Here is a 15,411-nt window from a genome sequence, read left to right on the forward strand (position 1 = left end):
GAGCATCGCGGCGAGCGTCCGCGGGCGAACCGTTCAGGTCCACCAGGTGACGGCGGACGGGTCGGGAACCAGGCCGTCCGCCCAGTCGACGTCGAGACGCTCGCCAGGTCCACTCGGGTCAGTGATCTCGTCGACAAAGATGATGTGCGCGAGCCCCTCCGTGGTCGTCTCCGGATCGAACATCGAAGCGAATGCGGAGAGCTGGTAGTGCTGGCCGATGACCGGACCGCCGGCTCCCTCTCGGTACAGCATCACCACGTGGTCGGAGTCGAGCACACGGCCGCCGACCCAGGTCATTCTCTCTCCGAGCCTGCGTCCTGGATTCTGGAGCCGTTCTCGAACCAGCCTCAGTAGAAGATCCGGATCATGGGACATTGTCGGCTCCTGCCCGTGTGGTAGCCGTTCCTGGGCGGACCGAATGGTATGGGGTTGCATATCCGAATGCCTCCGGATACGGACCCGGGTCGTGGTGGGGAGCGAACCGCACACGACCACTCCCACGACGACCCGGGCAGGCGGGGCTACGGCGTGGGGTTGGCGCGGGAGACGCGCGGGCGGGGCAGGCGCCAACGGCGCGGCAGCAGGGCGCGCTGGGCGGCGTAGGCGCGCACCCGCACCCGGGAGTCGGGGTAGCGGGCGGTGACCCGCCTGCTGGCCTGCCAGGACAGCAGGACCGAGTCGACCACCACCGCGACGATGCCGACCAGCATCAGCAGCGTCGCGGCCAGCCGGATGGCCCCGACGGGGATCAGCCCACCGACGAAGTAGATGACCGCGGCGATCAGGAAGAACGGGCCGACGTTGATCCGGGTGTCGACGTAGTCGCGGGCCAGCACCCGCTCGGGGGCGCGCTCACGCGGTGGCAGCCGGCTGACGTCCCCGGACATCATCGCCGAGCGGTAGTCCTGGCTCTGCTTGCGCCGGGCGGCCCGGGCCTCCTGCTTGTTCGCCGGCTTCTTCGCGGTCGAGACCGTCTGCGTGCGGGCGGCCCGGGCGGCCGAGCGCTTGGGCGTCGGACGGCCCTTGCCGCCCGAGCGGCGCGGGTCGTCGTCGGCCAGCTGCTCGTCGAGGACCGCCGGGGCGTCGGACAGGTCGGGATCGGCGCCCCCACGGCGCTTGAGCAGGGCCATCAGGGCAGAGCCAACATCTGATCGAGTGCCTTCCGAGCAGGGGTGGCCACGTCCGGGTCGACCGTGATCTGGTTCGGCGTCTCCCCGCGGACGAGGGACTCCAGCGCCCAGACGAGATGCGGCATGTCGATCCGGTTCATGGTGGAGCAGAAACACACCGTACGGTCCAGGAACACAATCGTCTTGTCGGGGTGGCGGGTGGAAAGCCGCCGCACGAGGTTCAGCTCGGTGCCGATGGCGAACGCGCTGCCGGGGGGCGCGGCGTCGACGGCGGCGATGATGTACTCGGTCGAGCCGACCAGATCCGCCGCGGTCACCACCTCACGGCGGCACTCCGGGTGCACCAGCACGGTGACACCGGGCACCCGGGCGCGTACCTCGTCCACGCTCTGCCTGGTGAAGCGCCCGTGCACCGAGCAGTGGCCGCGCCACAGGATCATCTTCGCGTCGCGCAGCTGGGCCTGGCTGAGCCCGCCGCGGGGGCGCCGCGGGTCGTAGACGACGCAGTCGGCCTCGGTCATCCCGAGTTCGGCGATCGCGGTGTTGCGCCCGAGGTGCTGGTCGGGCAGGAACAGCACCCGCTCGCCGCCGCGTGCGCCGAAGGCCCACTCCAGTGCCCGTCGTGCGTTCGAGGACGTGCAGATGGTGCCGTCGTGACGGCCGGTGAACGCCTTGATCGCGGCCGAGGAGTTCATGTAGCTCACCGGCACGGTGGTGGCCTCGACTCCGGCGTCGGCCAGGTCGTCCCAGGCCTGTTCGACCTGCTCGGCGGTGGCCATGTCGGCCATCGAGCAGCCCGCGGCCAGGTCCGGCAGGATCACCTTCTGGTGCGGACCGGTGAGGATGTCGGCGCTTTCGGCCATGAAGTGCACACCGCAGAAGATGATCGCCCCGGCCTCGGGGCGGGCCGCGGCGAGCTGGGCGAGTTTGAACGAGTCGCCGGTGACGTCGGCGAACGCGATCACCTCGTCGCGCTGGTAGTGGTGCCCGAGGATGAACACCCTCTCCCCGAGGGTGGCCTTCGCGGCGGCGGCCCGGGCGGCGAGGCCCGGGTCCGCGGCCGGCGGCAGGTCACCCGGGCAGTCGACACCGCGCTCGCTGGCCGGATCCGCGCCGCGCCCCAGCAGCAGCAGTGCCAGGGGTGACGGGGCGGTACCCACCGCCGCGAGACCAGGATCCGGGCTCGGGTTCGGCCCTGGGCTCGGCGCCTGGTTCGGGTTCGGCCCCGGCCCCGGCCCCGGGTTCGGGTGGACGAGGGCGGACGGCGTGCGGGACGGGTTGTGCTCGAGGGCCGGGTTGATGGTCATGACACTCCTCCGGTCGGCCGGTCCGTGAGCCTGGCCGCCTGTCATGTGTGCCGGCCGGCCAGCGCACCCGCCGGGGCCGTCCGCGAATGGTCGATGAGACTCTAACTCCCCTGGGCGTCATCGTATGCGCGGATGTGGTGTCTCGGGGGCGACTCGTCGTGGGGGTCACCGAGCGGCGGTCGCGGCTCGGCGGGGCCCCGCCCGCGCGGGTGCCAGCCGGTCTCCCGGGGCGGTGTTCGCCCCCCTGTGGCGCGTGATGTCCCACGTCGCAGGGGTCAAGGCGCCGGTCTGCCCCCGCTGGTGGGCCAGGTGTCCCGCGGCCATGGGCCGGGTGGGTAACCACCGAGGACATAACCCAAGGTGACGGGGGTCTCGTGGTGGACCGGATCGTGCCGTGGTCGGTCCTGCTCGGTCTCGCTACCATGGGAAGCGGATCCCGTCCGATGGTGTTGGGCATGGATGTCGGCGCACTGGCTGTGCCGTGTCCGGGGCGTCTGCCGGGAGTGGAGGCGTCGCGGGCAGTACCGCAAGCGACACCTGACCGGAAAGCGACCGACCGGAAACGCACTACCCGACCGGAACCAGTGGCCCGGCCCCGCCAGGCCACATCACAGCATGGGCAGGAGAAGTCTCTATGACCGTTCAGGACACGACGGAGACCGCGACGCAGTCCTCGGCCGTCACCCTCACCGAGATGGCCGCTGGCAAGGTGAAGACCCTGCTGGAGCAGGAGGGCCGGGATGACCTCAAGCTGCGCATCGCGGTGCAGCCGGGTGGTTGCTCGGGCATGCGTTACCAGCTGTTCTTCGACGAGCGGTCCCTGGACGGCGACACCGTCTTGGACTTCGCCGGCGTCAAGGTCGCCGTTGACCGGATGAGCGCCCCGTACCTCGGTGGCGCGACGATCGACTTCGTCGACACGATCGAGAAGCAGGGCTTCACGATCGACAACCCCAACGCGCAGGGTTCCTGCGCCTGCGGCGACTCGTTCAACTAGCACCAACCGGTGGCCCCTCGCGGGCCGCCGCACCCCGCATCGCCTCGAAGCCCGCCGTGACCAACCCTGGTCACGGCGGGCTTCGTCGTACCGGTAGGCTGCACGATCGTGGATATCGCCCTTACCGGTTCGATCGCTACCGACCACCTGATGCGCTTTCCGGGACGGTTCGCCGAGCAGCTGCTCGCCGACCAGCTCGAGAAGGTCTCGCTGTCGTTCCTGGTGGACGAACTCGTGGTGCGACGCGGCGGCGTCGCCGCCAACATCGCGATCGGCCTGGGCCGCCTCGGCCTTCGCCCGATCCTCGTCGGAGCGGTCGGGTCCGACTTCGGCGACTACCGCGCCTGGCTGGACAGCCACGGGGTGGACACCAGCGTGCTGCGGGTGAGCTCGAGCGCGCACACCGCCCGGTTCGTCTGCACCACCGACCTCGATCTCAACCAGATCGCCTCCTTCTACCCGGGCGCGATGGACGAGTCCGCCGACATCGATCTGGCGCCGATCGCCGAGCGGTTCGGCGGGCTGGACCTGGTCGTCGTCAGCCCCAACAACCCCGTCGCGATGCTGCGCCACGCGCAGGAGGCCCGCGAGCGCGGCTACGCGTTCGCCGCCGACCCGTCCCAGCAGCTCGCCCTGCTCGACGGCCCGCAGATCCGGGAGCTCATCACCGGCGCGGCCTACCTGTTCTGCAACGAGTACGAGAAGGCGCTGCTGGCCAGCAAGACCGGCTGGTCGGACGAGGACATCCGCGGCGTGGTCGGTGTACGGGTCACCACCCACGGCAAGGACGGTGTGGTGATCGAGGCGCCGGGTCAGGACCTGATCCGGGTGCCCGTCGTCCCCGCCCGCGACACCCCGGACCCGACCGGTGTCGGCGACGGTTTCCGCGCCGGTTTCCTCGCCGGCCTGTCCTGGGGTCTCCCGCTCGAGCGGTCCGCCCAGGTGGGCGCGCTCATCGCCACCCTGGTGCTCGAGACCGTCGGCCCGCAGGAGTACGAGGTCGACCCGGCCGAGGCGGTCAAGCGCCTCGCCGAGGCCTACGGCGAGTCCGCCGCCGCCGAGATCGCCGAGCACCTGCCCACCGCCTGATCACACGCCCGGCCTGCCCGGCCAGGCGTGCCCGGTCTGGCCTGCCCGGCCAGGCGTGCGGCCCGGCCAGGGGCCATGCCCGGTGCGGGGCCCGTCGTCGTCCGCCGTCGGGGCCGCTCAGCTCCGACGGCGGACGACGAACTCCTCGCCGCCGGTGGGCAGGGGGCGTGAGGACACCAGCTCCTGGCGCCGCAGCCGGCACCAGGCGGCGACGTCCGGGCCGGCGGCGGGATCATCCGCCCACAGCGTGATCGTGTCGCCGTCGGCGAGGGTGACGATGGCCCGGGCGAGATCGATGATCGGCAGCGGGCAGCGCCGACCACGCGCGTCCACCATGGTCGTGCCGTCGGGGCCCGTGGCGTCCGTGGTCGTGCCGTCGGGGGTCATGCCGTCGGGGTCATAGCGTCGGGTCCAGGTCCGCGGCGCCGAAACGGGCGCGGACCTCACGCACGACGCCCGGCAGGACGGCGAGCAGCGCGTCGACGTCGGCGCGGGTGGAGTCCCGGCCGAAGGAGACCCGTAGGTTGCCGTGGGTGAGGGCGCCCATCGCCACCAGCACATGGCTCGGCGTGAGGGCGTCCGAGGTGCAGCTGGAGCCGGAACTGACCGCGATCCCGGCCCGGTCCAGCCCGTCGAGCAGGGCCTCTCCCGCCACGTACAGGCAGGAGAAGGCACAGATGTGGCGGACGGACCCGGCGGGCGAGGGATCGCCGAGCAGTTCGACCCCGTCGATCAGCGTGGGGAGCCGGCCGCGTAGTTCGGCGCCGAGCGCGGCCAGCCGTGGACCCTCCGCGTCGAGTTCGCTACCGCGGGCCGCCAGCGCCGCGGCGGTGGCGACGATCGACGGGACGTCCGGGAAGCCGGGGACCCGGCCGCCCTCCCGTTCGTCCGTCGGGCCGGGGGAGCGCCAGCGGGTGCCGGTGCGCACCGCCAGCAGGCCCACCCCGGCCGGACCGCCGAACTTGTGCGCGCTCGCGGTCAGCAGGTCCGCCCCGAGGGCACGCAGGTCCACCGGGATATGCCCGACCGTCACGGCCGCGTCGGTGTGCAGCGGGACGCCGGCCGCGTGCAGCCGCTCGGCCACCTCGGCGACCGGCTGCAGCACGCCGACCTCGTGGTTGGCGTGCTGCAGGCTCGCCACCGCGGTGCCTGGCGGGGCGGTGAAGGCGGCGGGGTCGACCCGGCCGAACGCGTCCACGCCGACCTGGACGACCCGTCCGCCGGCCTGTTCGTGGTGGGCGGCGGCGTGCAGGACGCTCGAGTGCTCGACCGCGCTGACCACCACCACATCACCGGCGCGGCGGCGGGCGGCGGCCGTGCCCAGCAGTGCGGCGCTGGCCGCGGCGGTGCCACTGGAGGTGAAACTGATCTCGTCTGGACGGGCCCCGAGATCCGACGCCACGGACTCACGGGCCGCGTCCAGCAGCATCCGCGCGCGGCGGCCCTCCCGATAGAGCCGAGCCGGATCAGCCCAGCCCTCATCCAGTGCTACCAGCAGAGCCTGTCGAGCGGCGGGGTGCAGTGGCGTGGTCGACGCATGGTCGAGATAGGCCGGCACGGCGCTGACGCTACCGCCCTGACGTGCCGGGCGGGGCGTGCATCACAGCCCCTTGATGGGGCCTGAGGCGAGAAGCTGTCGGGCCGCTGAGATACGCTGCTGCCGCACCATCTACAGCGTGTCGAAGACAGCATGTCGTCCGGAGGGATCGACCGGGGTGACATGGCGTTTGCAGGGGTTTCGCGGGATGGCGGAGGACAGCGTTCGCGCCGTCGCCGCGTGCCGCTAGTCGTGGGAGGCAGGACCTGGTGAGCAGATCCTTCGGTCGGACCCGGCCGTCGGTCGCGGATGTTCCGGTCGCGGAGGTCCCGGCCGCGCAGCTCGGAGGCACGCCGACAATGCCGGCTGAATCCGGCGGGGCGCCCGGCGCGCACGGCGGCGGGCAGCGTGCGCACCAGCGCTCGCGTGGCCGCCGGACCCTGCGTATGGTCGGGCCGCTTGCGCTCGTGGGCGTCGCGGCGACCGCCTGCGAGCGACCCAACTTCGGTTATCCCGATGGTGTGACGAACTACTCGCCGCGCCTGCTCAATCTTTGGCAGGGGTCGGCGATCGCGGCGCTCGCCGTCGGCGTCATCGTCTGGGGCATGATCTTTTACGCCGTCGTCGCGTTCCGTAAGCGCAGCGACGTGCTTCCCCGGCAGATTCGTTACAACCTGCCGGTCGAAATTCTGTACACGGTCGTGCCGGTGGTCATCGTGGTCGGCATGTTCTACTACACGGCCCGGGACGAGTCGGAGGTCACCAAGCTCCCCGCCAACCCGGACGTGACGGTCAATGTCATCGGCTTCCGGTGGAACTGGCAGTTCAAGTACCTCGACCCCGGCGTCGGCCCGAAGACCCCGAACCAGAACCAGATCGAGGTCACCGGCCGTCCGGGCGAGCCCGCCGTGCTGGTGCTGCCGCAGAACCGCTCGATCCGGTTCGTGGAGACGTCCCCGGACGTCATCCACTCCTTCTGGGTCCCCGAGTTCCTCTTCAAGCGGGACGTCATACCTGGTCGGATCAACCAGTTCGAGCTGACGGTCACCAAGACCGGCACGTTCATCGGCCGCTGCGCCGAGCTCTGCGGCACCGACCATGACCGGATGAACTTCTACGTCAAGGTCGTGCCCGAGGCCGAGTACGACAAGTTCATCACGGAGCGACTGAACGCTCCCGTCTCGTCGTCGTCCGCGTCGTCGTCGAGCACGCAGACGCAGGCCGCGGGAGCGCCCACCGCGGTCACCGCCACCACCTCCGGGAGCGGACAGTGACCCTGGTGCACGAAACGGGCGTCGGCCACGCCGAGCCCGACCTACCCCACCTACCCAAGCGGACGAACCTGCTTGGCTACCTGCGCACGACGTCACACAAGGACATCGCAGTGATGTACTTCGTGACGTCGCTCGGGTTCTTCCTGTTCGCCGGCGTGCTCGCGGTCCTGATGCGGGCCGAGCTCGCCCGGCCGGGGCTGCAGTACTTCGGCAACGAGCAGTACAACCAGCTGTTCACCATGCACGGCACGCTGATGCTGCTGATGTTCGCGACACCGATCGCGTTCGCCTACGCGAACCTGTTGGTGCCGCTGCAGATCGGCTCGCCGGACGTCGCCTTCCCGCGGCTGAACGCGCTGTCGTACTGGCTGTTCCTGTTCGGCAGCCTCACGGTGGTCGCGGGCTTCCTGACCCCGAACGGCGCCGCGTCGTTCGGCTGGTTCGCCTACGCGCCACTGAGCAACGACGTCTACTCCCCGGGCGCCGGATCCGACCTGTGGATCATGGGCCTGGTGGTGTCGGGTCTGGGCACCATCCTCGGTGGTGTCAACATGATCACCACGATCCTGTGCCTGCGCGCCCCCGGCATGACGATGTTCCGGCTGCCGATCTTCTGCTGGAACTTCCTGGTCACGTCGATCCTCGTGCTGATCGCCTTCCCGGTGCTCGCCGCGGCGCTGCTCGCGCTCGAGGCCGATCGCCGCTTCGGTGCGCACGTGTTCGACGCGGCCAACGGCGGGGCGCTGCTCTGGCAGCACCTGTTCTGGTTCTTCGGGCATCCCGAGGTGTACATCCTGGCGCTGCCGTTCTTCGGCATCGTCAGTGAGATCCTGCCGGTGTTCTCCCGCAAGCCGCTGTTCGGCTACAAGGGCCTCGTCTACGCCACCATCGGCATCGGCGCCCTGTCGGTCGCGGTGTGGGCGCACCACATGTTCGTCACCGGTGCGGTGCTCCTGCCGTTCTTCGCCTTCCTGTCGTTCCTCATCGCGGTGCCGACCGGGATGAAGTTCTTCAACTGGATCGGCACGATGTGGCGGGGTCAGCTCACCTTCGAGACACCGATGTTGTTCTGCATCGGCTTCCTGGTGACGTTCCTGTTCGGTGGTCTGACCGGTGTGCTGCTGGCCAGCCCGCCGATCGACTTCCACGTGAGCGACAGCTACTTCGTCGTCGCCCACTTCCACTACGTCGTGTTCGGCACGGTGGTGTTCGCGGCGTACGCCGGGACCTACTTCTGGTTCCCGAAGGTCACCGGCCGGATGATGAACGACCGCCTCGGAAAGATCCACTTCTGGACGGTGTTCATCGGCTTCCACGCCACCTTCCTCGTCCAGCACTGGCTGGGCCTGAAGGGCATGCCGCGCCGGTACGCCGACTACAGTGCGTCCGACGGGTTCACCACACTGAACACGTTCTCCAGCGCCGGATCGTTCCTGCTGGCGCTGTCGACATTGCCGTTCCTGTACAACCTCTGGCATTCGTACCGCAAGGGCCAGCTGGCCATCGTGGACGATCCCTGGGGCTACGGCAACTCGCTGGAGTGGGCGACCTCCTGCCCACCGCCGCGGCACAACTTCACCTCACTGCCCCGGATCCGCTCCGAGCGGCCAGCGTTCGACCTGCACTTCCCGGCCGCGGTCGGCCGGGTCGACTACCATGCGACACCCGAGATCAGCTAGGAGAGCGGCGATCGTATGAAGGTGGAAGGCATCATCTTCAGCTTCTTCGGCCTGTTTGCCGGAGCGGCGGCGCTGGTCTACTGGTTCTGGTCCAAGGACCCGACCGGCACCGCGGCCCTGACCCTCACCACGGGTCTGGGTTTCCTCGTCGGTGGCTACCTGATATTCACCGGCCGCCGCATCGGCATGCGTCCGCAGGACCTGCCCGATGCCGAGATCGCCGATGGCGCCGGCGAACTCGGTCACTTCACCCCCGGCAGCTACTGCCCGTTCTTCATCGGCGCCAGCGCGGTCACCGCCGCGATGGGCTTCGTGTTCGGGGTGTGGCTGATCGTGCTCGGCGCCGTTCTGGTGGTCTCTTTCGTGACCTGCCTGGTGTTCGAGAACTTCTGGCACCCCCCCGTGCCCGAGGACTGAGCCGAACCCTTTCGACGGTTGGGGCCGGCATCCACCACTGGTGGATGCCGGCCCCAACCCGTTTCCGCTCGTTTCCGCTTTCTGCCCCCTTCCGCTTGTTTCCGCTTGTTCCCACTCGTTTCGACGGCCTGTTGCGGCGCTCCGTCTCCGCGTTCGGGCCATCGACAGTGGTCGAATCGCTGCCAGGTCACGGCCGTGATCATGGGATGCTGAGGCTTGTTCGGGATTCGGGCTGTTCCAGGCCGAAGAGTCCTCGGCATGAGGTCGAGGATTCCTCGGCGTGTGGCCTGGGCGGTGGGCTGGCCGCCGCGGGCGGTGGGGGAAGTGCGGGTCTGGGTGGCGGTGCGGCCTGCTGCCGGGCCGGGGGCTTCCCCACGTCCCCGAATGGTTACCCGTGTGGGTGTCTCAGGCGGGTCGTGGGGCGTGGTCGTGCGCGGCTGCCTGGCTGGCGCTGATCCAGCGGTCCAGCACGGTGCGGGCGGCGCCGGAGTCGATGGCGGTGGCTGCGCGGGTGAGGGCCGCGGCGATCTGCTCGACGACCGGTGCCCGGGTGGGGCCGTCCGCGGCGACCAGGGCGGCGGCAGCGGCCAGCAACACCGTGTCGCGGACCGGGCCCGGCTCACCGGCCAGCACCGCGTGCGCGACCCTGGCGTTGTGGGGGGCGTCCGCACCCCGCAGGGCTGCGATGTCGGGGACGTGGATGCCGACCTCACGTGGATCGAAGCGCTCGCGTCGGGGCGGCGCCTGCTCCGCCGAGCCCGCCGAGGCCGCGGGGCCCGCGGGGCCCGCTGAGCCCGCTGAGGCCGCCGAGGCCGCTGAGCCCGCCGAGCCCGAAGAGGCCAACGGGTTGCCGGGGATGACCCAGACGGTGGAGGTGGTCACGGGGCTGAGCTCGTCCAGCCCGTCGTCGCCGCGAAAGACCAGGGCGCGGGTGCCGCGGTCGGCCAGCACCTGGGCGATGACCGGCGCGAGTCGAGCGTCGGCGACCCCGATGGACTGTGCCCCGGGGCGGCCGGGGTTCGTCAGCGGGCCGAGGATGTTGAACGCGGTCGGCACGCCGAGATCGGCCCGGATCGGGCCGACGTGGCGCATGGCCGGGTGGAAGGTCCGGGCGAAGCAGAACGCGATGTTCGCCGCCGGCAGGCAGGTGGCGACACCGGCGGGCGGCAGGTCCACGACCACACCGAGTTCGGCGAGCAGATCCGCGGACCCGCAGGACGACGACGCCGCCCGGTTGCCGTGTTTGATCACCGGGACGCCGGCGCCGGCCACCACGAGAGCGGCCATCGTGGAGATGTTGACCGTGTTGGAGCGGTCCCCACCGGTGCCGCAGGTGTCGACGGCGCGTACGCGCAGCTCGGCGGCGACGTCCAGGGGAGCGGCGTGGGCGAGCATCCCCTCGACCAGACCGTCGATCTCCGCCGGGGTCTCACCCTTGGCCCGCAGTGCCACCACGAAGCCGGCTATCTGCGCGGGTGAGGCCGCCCCGGCCATGATCTGGTCCATCGCCCAGGCGGTGCCCGTCCGGTCCAGCGGGGTGCCCGCCAGCAGGGTGCCGATCAGGTCGGGCCAGGTGGGCGCGGCAGCCGCCCTCATGCCGCCGGGAGCGCCCGCGACGCCTGAAGCCGAGGCGGTCGTATCGGTCGAGATGGCCGGGGTGGCTGAGGTGGCCGGAGCGGAGGTGGCGGAGGTGGCCGGGGTGGCCGGAGCGGCCGGAGCGGAGGCGGCCGGGGTCGCGGAGGGGGCCGCAGCGGTGGTGGGGGAGACGGTGGTCTCGAGGGTCATGGTGGGGCCGCTCAGTCGGCGAGCTGGGCGCCGGTGAGCGGTCGGCGCGCCGCCGCACCGCCGGCGCGGGCACGCAGCAGCGTCACGACCGCCTCGGTGAGCCGGGCGGGGTCCACGGGATGGGCGACGACGGCGTCGGCCTGGGACCAGGTCGCGAGCCACCGGTCGTCCGGGCGGGCGACGAGCAGGACGGCCGGCGGGCAGTCGGTGACCTCGTTCTTGAGCTGCCGGCACAGGCCCATGCCGCCGCTCGGGGTGGCCTCGGCGTCGAAGACACACAGGTCGGCCTCGTGGTGGTCGACCACGCCGATCGCCTCCGCGGCGGTGGCGGCCTCGACGAACTCGAGGGGGGCCAGATCCCGCGCCGGACGACTGCCGAGGGCGGCGATGACGCGGGCCCGTACCTCGGCGCGGTCGGCGTACACCAGGATGGTCTTCGGGGTGGTGTCGTGCCCAGCTTCCACCTGCATGGCGTGCTGCCCTCCCGTGCGGCTGACCGGCGCGATCCGTCCGAAGATTACTCGTTCACGCCCGCCGTGGCCGTGGAGCCGGCCCATCGACGCGAGATTGCCAGCGCTGGCCGGCTGAGTGATACTGAGATTCGTTCTCAAATGACGGGCGTGATCCATGACCGACCAGACCGATCTTCGACTGACCCCCCAGCGGATGGCCGTCCTCGAGGTGCTGCGCGCCGCGCATGACCATCCGACCGCGGCCGAGGTCTACGAGCAGGTGCGGCGCACCTCGCCGCGGATCGGCAGCGCTACGGTGTACCGCACCCTGGCGCTGCTGGTGTCGACCGGTCAGGCGCTGGAACTCAGCCTCGGTGGCGGTGCGGCGGCACGGTACGACGCCAACACCTGCCGCCACGATCATGCGGTCTGCGAAGGCTGTGGCCGCGCGGTCGATCTCGACCATCCGGTTCCCGACGGGATGATGGCGGAGATCGCGCGGCGCTCGGGTTTCGCCATCACCGGGTACGACCTGCAGTTCCGGGGAATCTGTCCGGACTGTCAGGCCCAGGGCGCGGGCTCGATCCGAGTCGGGGGTCCGGCCAGCCCACAGTGATCATCCCAGCTGGGAAGACCTCAGCGGGGAACACTCATCGCAAAGGAGCGTGACATGCCCAAGCTTGACGGCACCAAGACGCATGAGAACCTCAAGGAGGCGTTCGCCGGGGAGAGCCAGGCCAACCGGCGTTACCTCTACTTCGCCCGTCGCGCCGACATCGAGGGCCTGACCGACGCGTCCTCGCTGTTCCGTGACACCGCCGAGGGGGAGACCGGGCACGCCTTCGGGCACCTGGACTTCCTGGCCGAGGTCGGCGACCCGGCCACCGGCGAGCCGCTCGGCACCACGACGAAGAACCTGGCCAGCGCCGTCGCCGGTGAGACCTACGAGTTCACCGCCATGTACCCCGGCTTCGCGAAGACCGCTCGTGACGAGGGCTTCGAGGAGATCGCGGACTGGTTCTCCACCCTGGCCCGGGCGGAGAAGACCCACGCCGGTCGGTTCAAGCGTGCCCTCGACGCGCTCAAGGCCGAGGAGACCGCCGACGCCTGATCGGCCCTAGGCCGACGGCCGCACCACCCCTGGCGACACTCCGGCGACCGGTCCCGCGCCCCGCGCGTCCCGACCGGTCGCCGGTCTCGTCCGCCGTCCCGTTGCCCGTCTGTCGCCCGTACCACCGCCCGGACCAGACCGTTACCGATACCCGGAGGCCGCGCCATGGCGCTGACCGTCGCCGACATCATCACCGACCATCAGGCGTACGCGCAGCGGCGGCCCGACCTGCGCCGACAGATGCTCCCGGTGCGGGCCGAACGGCGCGTCCGAGTCGGGGACATCGTGGTCGCCGAGTTCGAGAACGAGCAGACGCTGCGCTACCAGGTGCAGGAGATGGTCTACACCGAGCGACTGACGGCGCCCGCCGACGTCGCCCACGAGATCGACGCCTACTCGCGTCTGTTGCCAGGTAGTCATGCCCTGACGGCGACGCTGTTCCTCGAGCTCGACGTGCTCGCCACGGTGCGTGACGAACTGCGCCGGCTTGCCGGCCTGCAACACAGCGTCCTCCTGGAGATCGGCGGGACGCGGGTGGCCGGGCAGGAGATCCCCGGCCCGGACGAGGACCCGGAGGTCCCCAGCGAGACCGTCTCGGTGCACATGGTGCGTTTCGCGCTCGGGGAGCAGATTCGTGATCTCTTCCGCGACCCGGACGTCCCCGCCGAACTGGTCATCGACCATCCCGCCTACAACGACGGAACACCGCTGACCGGCGCCACCCGCCGTGCCCTCATCGCCGATCTGGCCCTGCGCGGCTGAGCGCCGATCCGCCGATCCGCTCCACCGCTGCACCGGTCCCTGCGGGACGACGGGACGACAGGACGACCGAGCGGCCGGACGACAGGACGACCGAGGGGCAGTGCGGCCGAGACGCCGGACGCCGCGATGCCGGGTGCCGAGACGCCGGACACATTGTCCGGGGGCATCCGTTCGGCGTGACCGTGGCGGGGTACGCGAAAGACCTACGGCACGACACGTCAGCACGCTCGTCCACGTCAAGGGAGTCAACCCATGACCGATGACCAGCTACGTCCCGCGCACGACGCATTCACCGGGCCGGACGCGACCGCCGAGCCGGATGGCCACACCGGAGCAGACACCCTTACGGGGGCGGACAGCATGAGCGGGCCCGACGGTCCGCAGGCCGAACGGGGCACGGCCGCCCGGGCCGCGCTGTGCCGACTGGCCGACGGGGAGAACGAGCGCTCCGCGCTCGGCGATCTGGCGCTGGCCGACGTCCTGCTGCCCGACCTCGGCGACGACGTCACCGACCTGTCCGACGCCGACAGCGACGTCCTGCAGCTTCCGGTCGCGCAGCGCCAGGACGGCACCCAGTTCGTCCCGACGTTCACCTCCGAGCAGCGGCTGGCCGCGGCCCTGCCCGAGGTCGATCGCTACCGGACGGTCCAGATCGCGACGCTCGGTCGGATCTGGCCGTCCGACGAGCTCCTGCTCGCCGTCGACCCGGGCTCCGAGGCGGGTATCGCACTGCCGGCGGAGGGGTTGCGCGCCCTGGCCGCCATGTCCGGCTGAACCGCCATGTCCGGATGAGACCGTCATATCCAGCTGGAACCGTCAGGTTCGGCTGACAGGGTTCTGGTCGCCAGCCGGCGGCGTGGGTGGGGACGCGACGTCCCACCCACGCCGCCGGCTTCGCTTCGCGGGCAGCCACACCTGGTAGTGGACGAGTGTGGCTCGCGGGGGTGGTGTGCCAACCGGCCCAGGGCTGCCGTGCCGCCCGACCCGGCTCCTGAGGAGGACCCGCGGTGGGTGAGGCACGCAACATCCGCCAGGACGCTCCCACGCGGCCCAAGGGTGCGGGCGGCTTCGCGGGCAGCCTCCCGAGCTGCGGTTTTCCCTGCGGCACAGGAATTTGCACCCAGCGCACACCGGTTGCGTCGGCGTCGGGCGCCGGTCATCGACGAGTCGTAGTCCTACCGAACGTCGAACCTACGGTGGCGCCTGGGGCGGCGCGTGTCAGAATGACCGACGTGGCCTCAGCCCCCGTCCTCGAGAAGGCTCCACCACCACACCCGACGGCCAACCGTCCCTCGATGGTCTCGGTCGGCACGGTCGTGTGGTTGTCGTCGGAGCTGATGTTCTTCGCGTCCCTGTTTGCGATGTACTTCACGATCCGTTCGGTCAACAGCGGCAACTGGCCGCCGACGACCGGGGACCCCATCGGGTCCGAACACGGACCCGTGGAGTTGCACGTCGGGTACGCGCTGTTCTTCACCGTGATCCTGGTGCTGTCCAGCGTCACCTGTCAGCTCGGCGTGTTCGCCGCCGAGCGGGGTGATGTGTTCGGCCTGCGACGCTGGTACCTGATCTCGCTGATCATGGGCGCTGTCTTCGTCGGCGGCCAGGCGAACGAGTACTTCGGCGAGAACAAGTTCACGATGGCGTCGCACGCCTACGGTTCGGTCTACTACCTGACCACCGGTTTCCACGGGCTGCACGTGATCGGTGGACTGGTCGCCTTCGTCATGGTGCTGGGCCGGTCGACGTATGGGCGCTTCACGCCGGAGAAGGCGACATCGGCAATCGTCGTGTCGTACTACTGGCACTTCGTCGACGTCGTCTGGATCGCCCTCTTCGCGACCATCTACCTCCTCCAGTGAGCGACATGA

Annotated in this window: 17 protein-coding genes; 10 read left to right on the forward strand and 7 right to left on the reverse strand. The window is 70.6% G+C overall.

Annotation, left to right across the window (positions count from 1 at the left end):
• Positions 1–33: 33 nt before the first annotated feature.
• The 3 genes from G6R24_RS01610 to nadA form a co-directional block, all read right to left on the reverse strand.
• Positions 34–297 carry a hypothetical protein gene (locus G6R24_RS01610; RefSeq protein ID WP_163547382.1) on the reverse strand — a complete coding sequence of 88 codons (264 nt, stop codon included), beginning with the start codon at positions 295–297 and terminating at the stop codon, positions 34–36.
• 224 nt (positions 298–521) lie between these two features.
• On the reverse strand, positions 522–1,130 hold the full coding sequence (locus G6R24_RS01615; protein WP_163547383.1) for a DUF3043 domain-containing protein: 609 nt from the start codon (positions 1,128–1,130) through the stop codon (positions 522–524).
• Positions 1,130–2,437: a quinolinate synthase NadA gene (gene nadA, locus G6R24_RS01620; protein WP_163547384.1), complete on the reverse strand. Its 1,308-nt coding sequence runs from the start codon at positions 2,435–2,437 to the stop codon at positions 1,130–1,132. Before nadA ends, G6R24_RS01615 begins: the two co-directional genes overlap by 1 nt.
• A gap of 634 nt (positions 2,438–3,071) precedes the next feature.
• On the opposite strand from nadA, the gene erpA reads away from it, so the two are divergent.
• Together erpA and G6R24_RS01630 are read left to right on the forward strand one after the other, a co-directional pair.
• Positions 3,072–3,434, forward strand: coding sequence for an iron-sulfur cluster insertion protein ErpA (gene erpA / locus G6R24_RS01625; RefSeq protein WP_163547385.1), 363 nt, complete (start codon positions 3,072–3,074; stop codon positions 3,432–3,434).
• 108 nt (positions 3,435–3,542) lie between these two features.
• On the forward strand, positions 3,543–4,523 hold the full coding sequence (locus G6R24_RS01630) for a carbohydrate kinase family protein (protein WP_163547386.1): 981 nt from the start codon (positions 3,543–3,545) through the stop codon (positions 4,521–4,523).
• A gap of 117 nt (positions 4,524–4,640) precedes the next feature.
• Here the strand turns inward: G6R24_RS01630 and G6R24_RS01635 are convergent, their stop codons facing one another.
• Both G6R24_RS01635 and G6R24_RS01640 read right to left on the reverse strand, forming a co-directional pair.
• Positions 4,641–4,910 (reverse strand): sulfurtransferase TusA family protein, encoded by a 270-nt coding sequence (locus tag G6R24_RS01635; protein ID WP_163547387.1) that lies wholly within the window; start codon positions 4,908–4,910, stop codon positions 4,641–4,643.
• Between the two features lie 10 nt (positions 4,911–4,920).
• Positions 4,921–6,081, reverse strand: coding sequence for a cysteine desulfurase family protein (locus G6R24_RS01640; RefSeq protein ID WP_163547388.1), 1,161 nt, complete (start codon positions 6,079–6,081; stop codon positions 4,921–4,923).
• A gap of 248 nt (positions 6,082–6,329) precedes the next feature.
• On the opposite strand from G6R24_RS01640, the gene ctaC reads away from it, so the two are divergent.
• The 3 genes from ctaC to ctaF are packed head-to-tail and all read left to right on the forward strand — an operon-like array spanning position 6,330 to position 9,430.
• Positions 6,330–7,334: an aa3-type cytochrome oxidase subunit II gene (gene ctaC / locus G6R24_RS01645; protein WP_163547389.1), complete on the forward strand. Its 1,005-nt coding sequence runs from the start codon at positions 6,330–6,332 to the stop codon at positions 7,332–7,334.
• Entirely contained in the window at positions 7,331–9,013 is a 1,683-nt protein-coding gene (gene ctaD / locus G6R24_RS01650) for an aa3-type cytochrome oxidase subunit I (RefSeq protein WP_163547390.1), read from the forward strand. Before ctaC ends, ctaD begins: the two co-directional genes overlap by 4 nt.
• A 15-nt stretch (positions 9,014–9,028) precedes the next feature.
• Entirely contained in the window at positions 9,029–9,430 is a 402-nt protein-coding gene (gene ctaF, locus G6R24_RS01655; protein ID WP_163547391.1) for an aa3-type cytochrome oxidase subunit IV, read from the forward strand.
• 405 nt (positions 9,431–9,835) lie between these two features.
• Here ctaF and trpD read toward each other — a convergent pair whose 3' ends face one another.
• Positions 9,836–11,026, reverse strand: a complete 1,191-nt coding sequence (trpD, locus tag G6R24_RS01660) for an anthranilate phosphoribosyltransferase (RefSeq protein WP_163547407.1) — start codon at positions 11,024–11,026, stop codon at positions 9,836–9,838.
• A 200-nt stretch (positions 11,027–11,226) separates the two neighbouring features.
• Positions 11,227–11,685 (reverse strand): response regulator transcription factor, encoded by a 459-nt coding sequence (locus G6R24_RS01665; protein ID WP_163547392.1) that lies wholly within the window; start codon positions 11,683–11,685, stop codon positions 11,227–11,229.
• Between the two features lie 157 nt (positions 11,686–11,842).
• Here G6R24_RS01665 and G6R24_RS01670 point away from each other — a divergent pair, with 157 nt between their 5' ends.
• The 5 genes from G6R24_RS01670 to ctaE all read left to right on the forward strand — a co-directional run bounded on the left by G6R24_RS01670 (position 11,843) and on the right by ctaE (position 15,402).
• A complete protein-coding gene (locus tag G6R24_RS01670; protein ID WP_163547393.1) occupies positions 11,843–12,283 on the forward strand; it encodes a Fur family transcriptional regulator in 441 nt (146 codons plus the stop codon).
• 54 nt (positions 12,284–12,337) lie between these two features.
• The gene (locus G6R24_RS01675) at positions 12,338–12,778 is read left to right on the forward strand and encodes a rubrerythrin family protein (RefSeq protein WP_163547394.1); all 441 of its coding nucleotides are present in this window, start codon (positions 12,338–12,340) and stop codon (positions 12,776–12,778) included.
• A gap of 165 nt (positions 12,779–12,943) precedes the next feature.
• The gene (locus tag G6R24_RS01680) at positions 12,944–13,540 is read left to right on the forward strand and encodes a DUF3501 family protein (protein ID WP_163547395.1); all 597 of its coding nucleotides are present in this window, start codon (positions 12,944–12,946) and stop codon (positions 13,538–13,540) included.
• 252 nt (positions 13,541–13,792) lie between these two features.
• Positions 13,793–14,314 carry an SseB family protein gene (locus tag G6R24_RS01685; RefSeq protein WP_163547396.1) on the forward strand — a complete coding sequence of 174 codons (522 nt, stop codon included), beginning with the start codon at positions 13,793–13,795 and terminating at the stop codon, positions 14,312–14,314.
• Between the two features lie 449 nt (positions 14,315–14,763).
• The gene (gene ctaE, locus G6R24_RS01690) at positions 14,764–15,402 is read left to right on the forward strand and encodes an aa3-type cytochrome oxidase subunit III (protein WP_163547397.1); all 639 of its coding nucleotides are present in this window, start codon (positions 14,764–14,766) and stop codon (positions 15,400–15,402) included.
• Positions 15,403–15,411 lie beyond the last annotated feature (9 nt).

It is taken from the genome of Candidatus Frankia nodulisporulans, assembly GCF_902806475.1.
Taxonomy (GTDB): Bacteria; Actinomycetota; Actinomycetes; order Frankiales; family Frankiaceae; genus Frankia; species Frankia umida.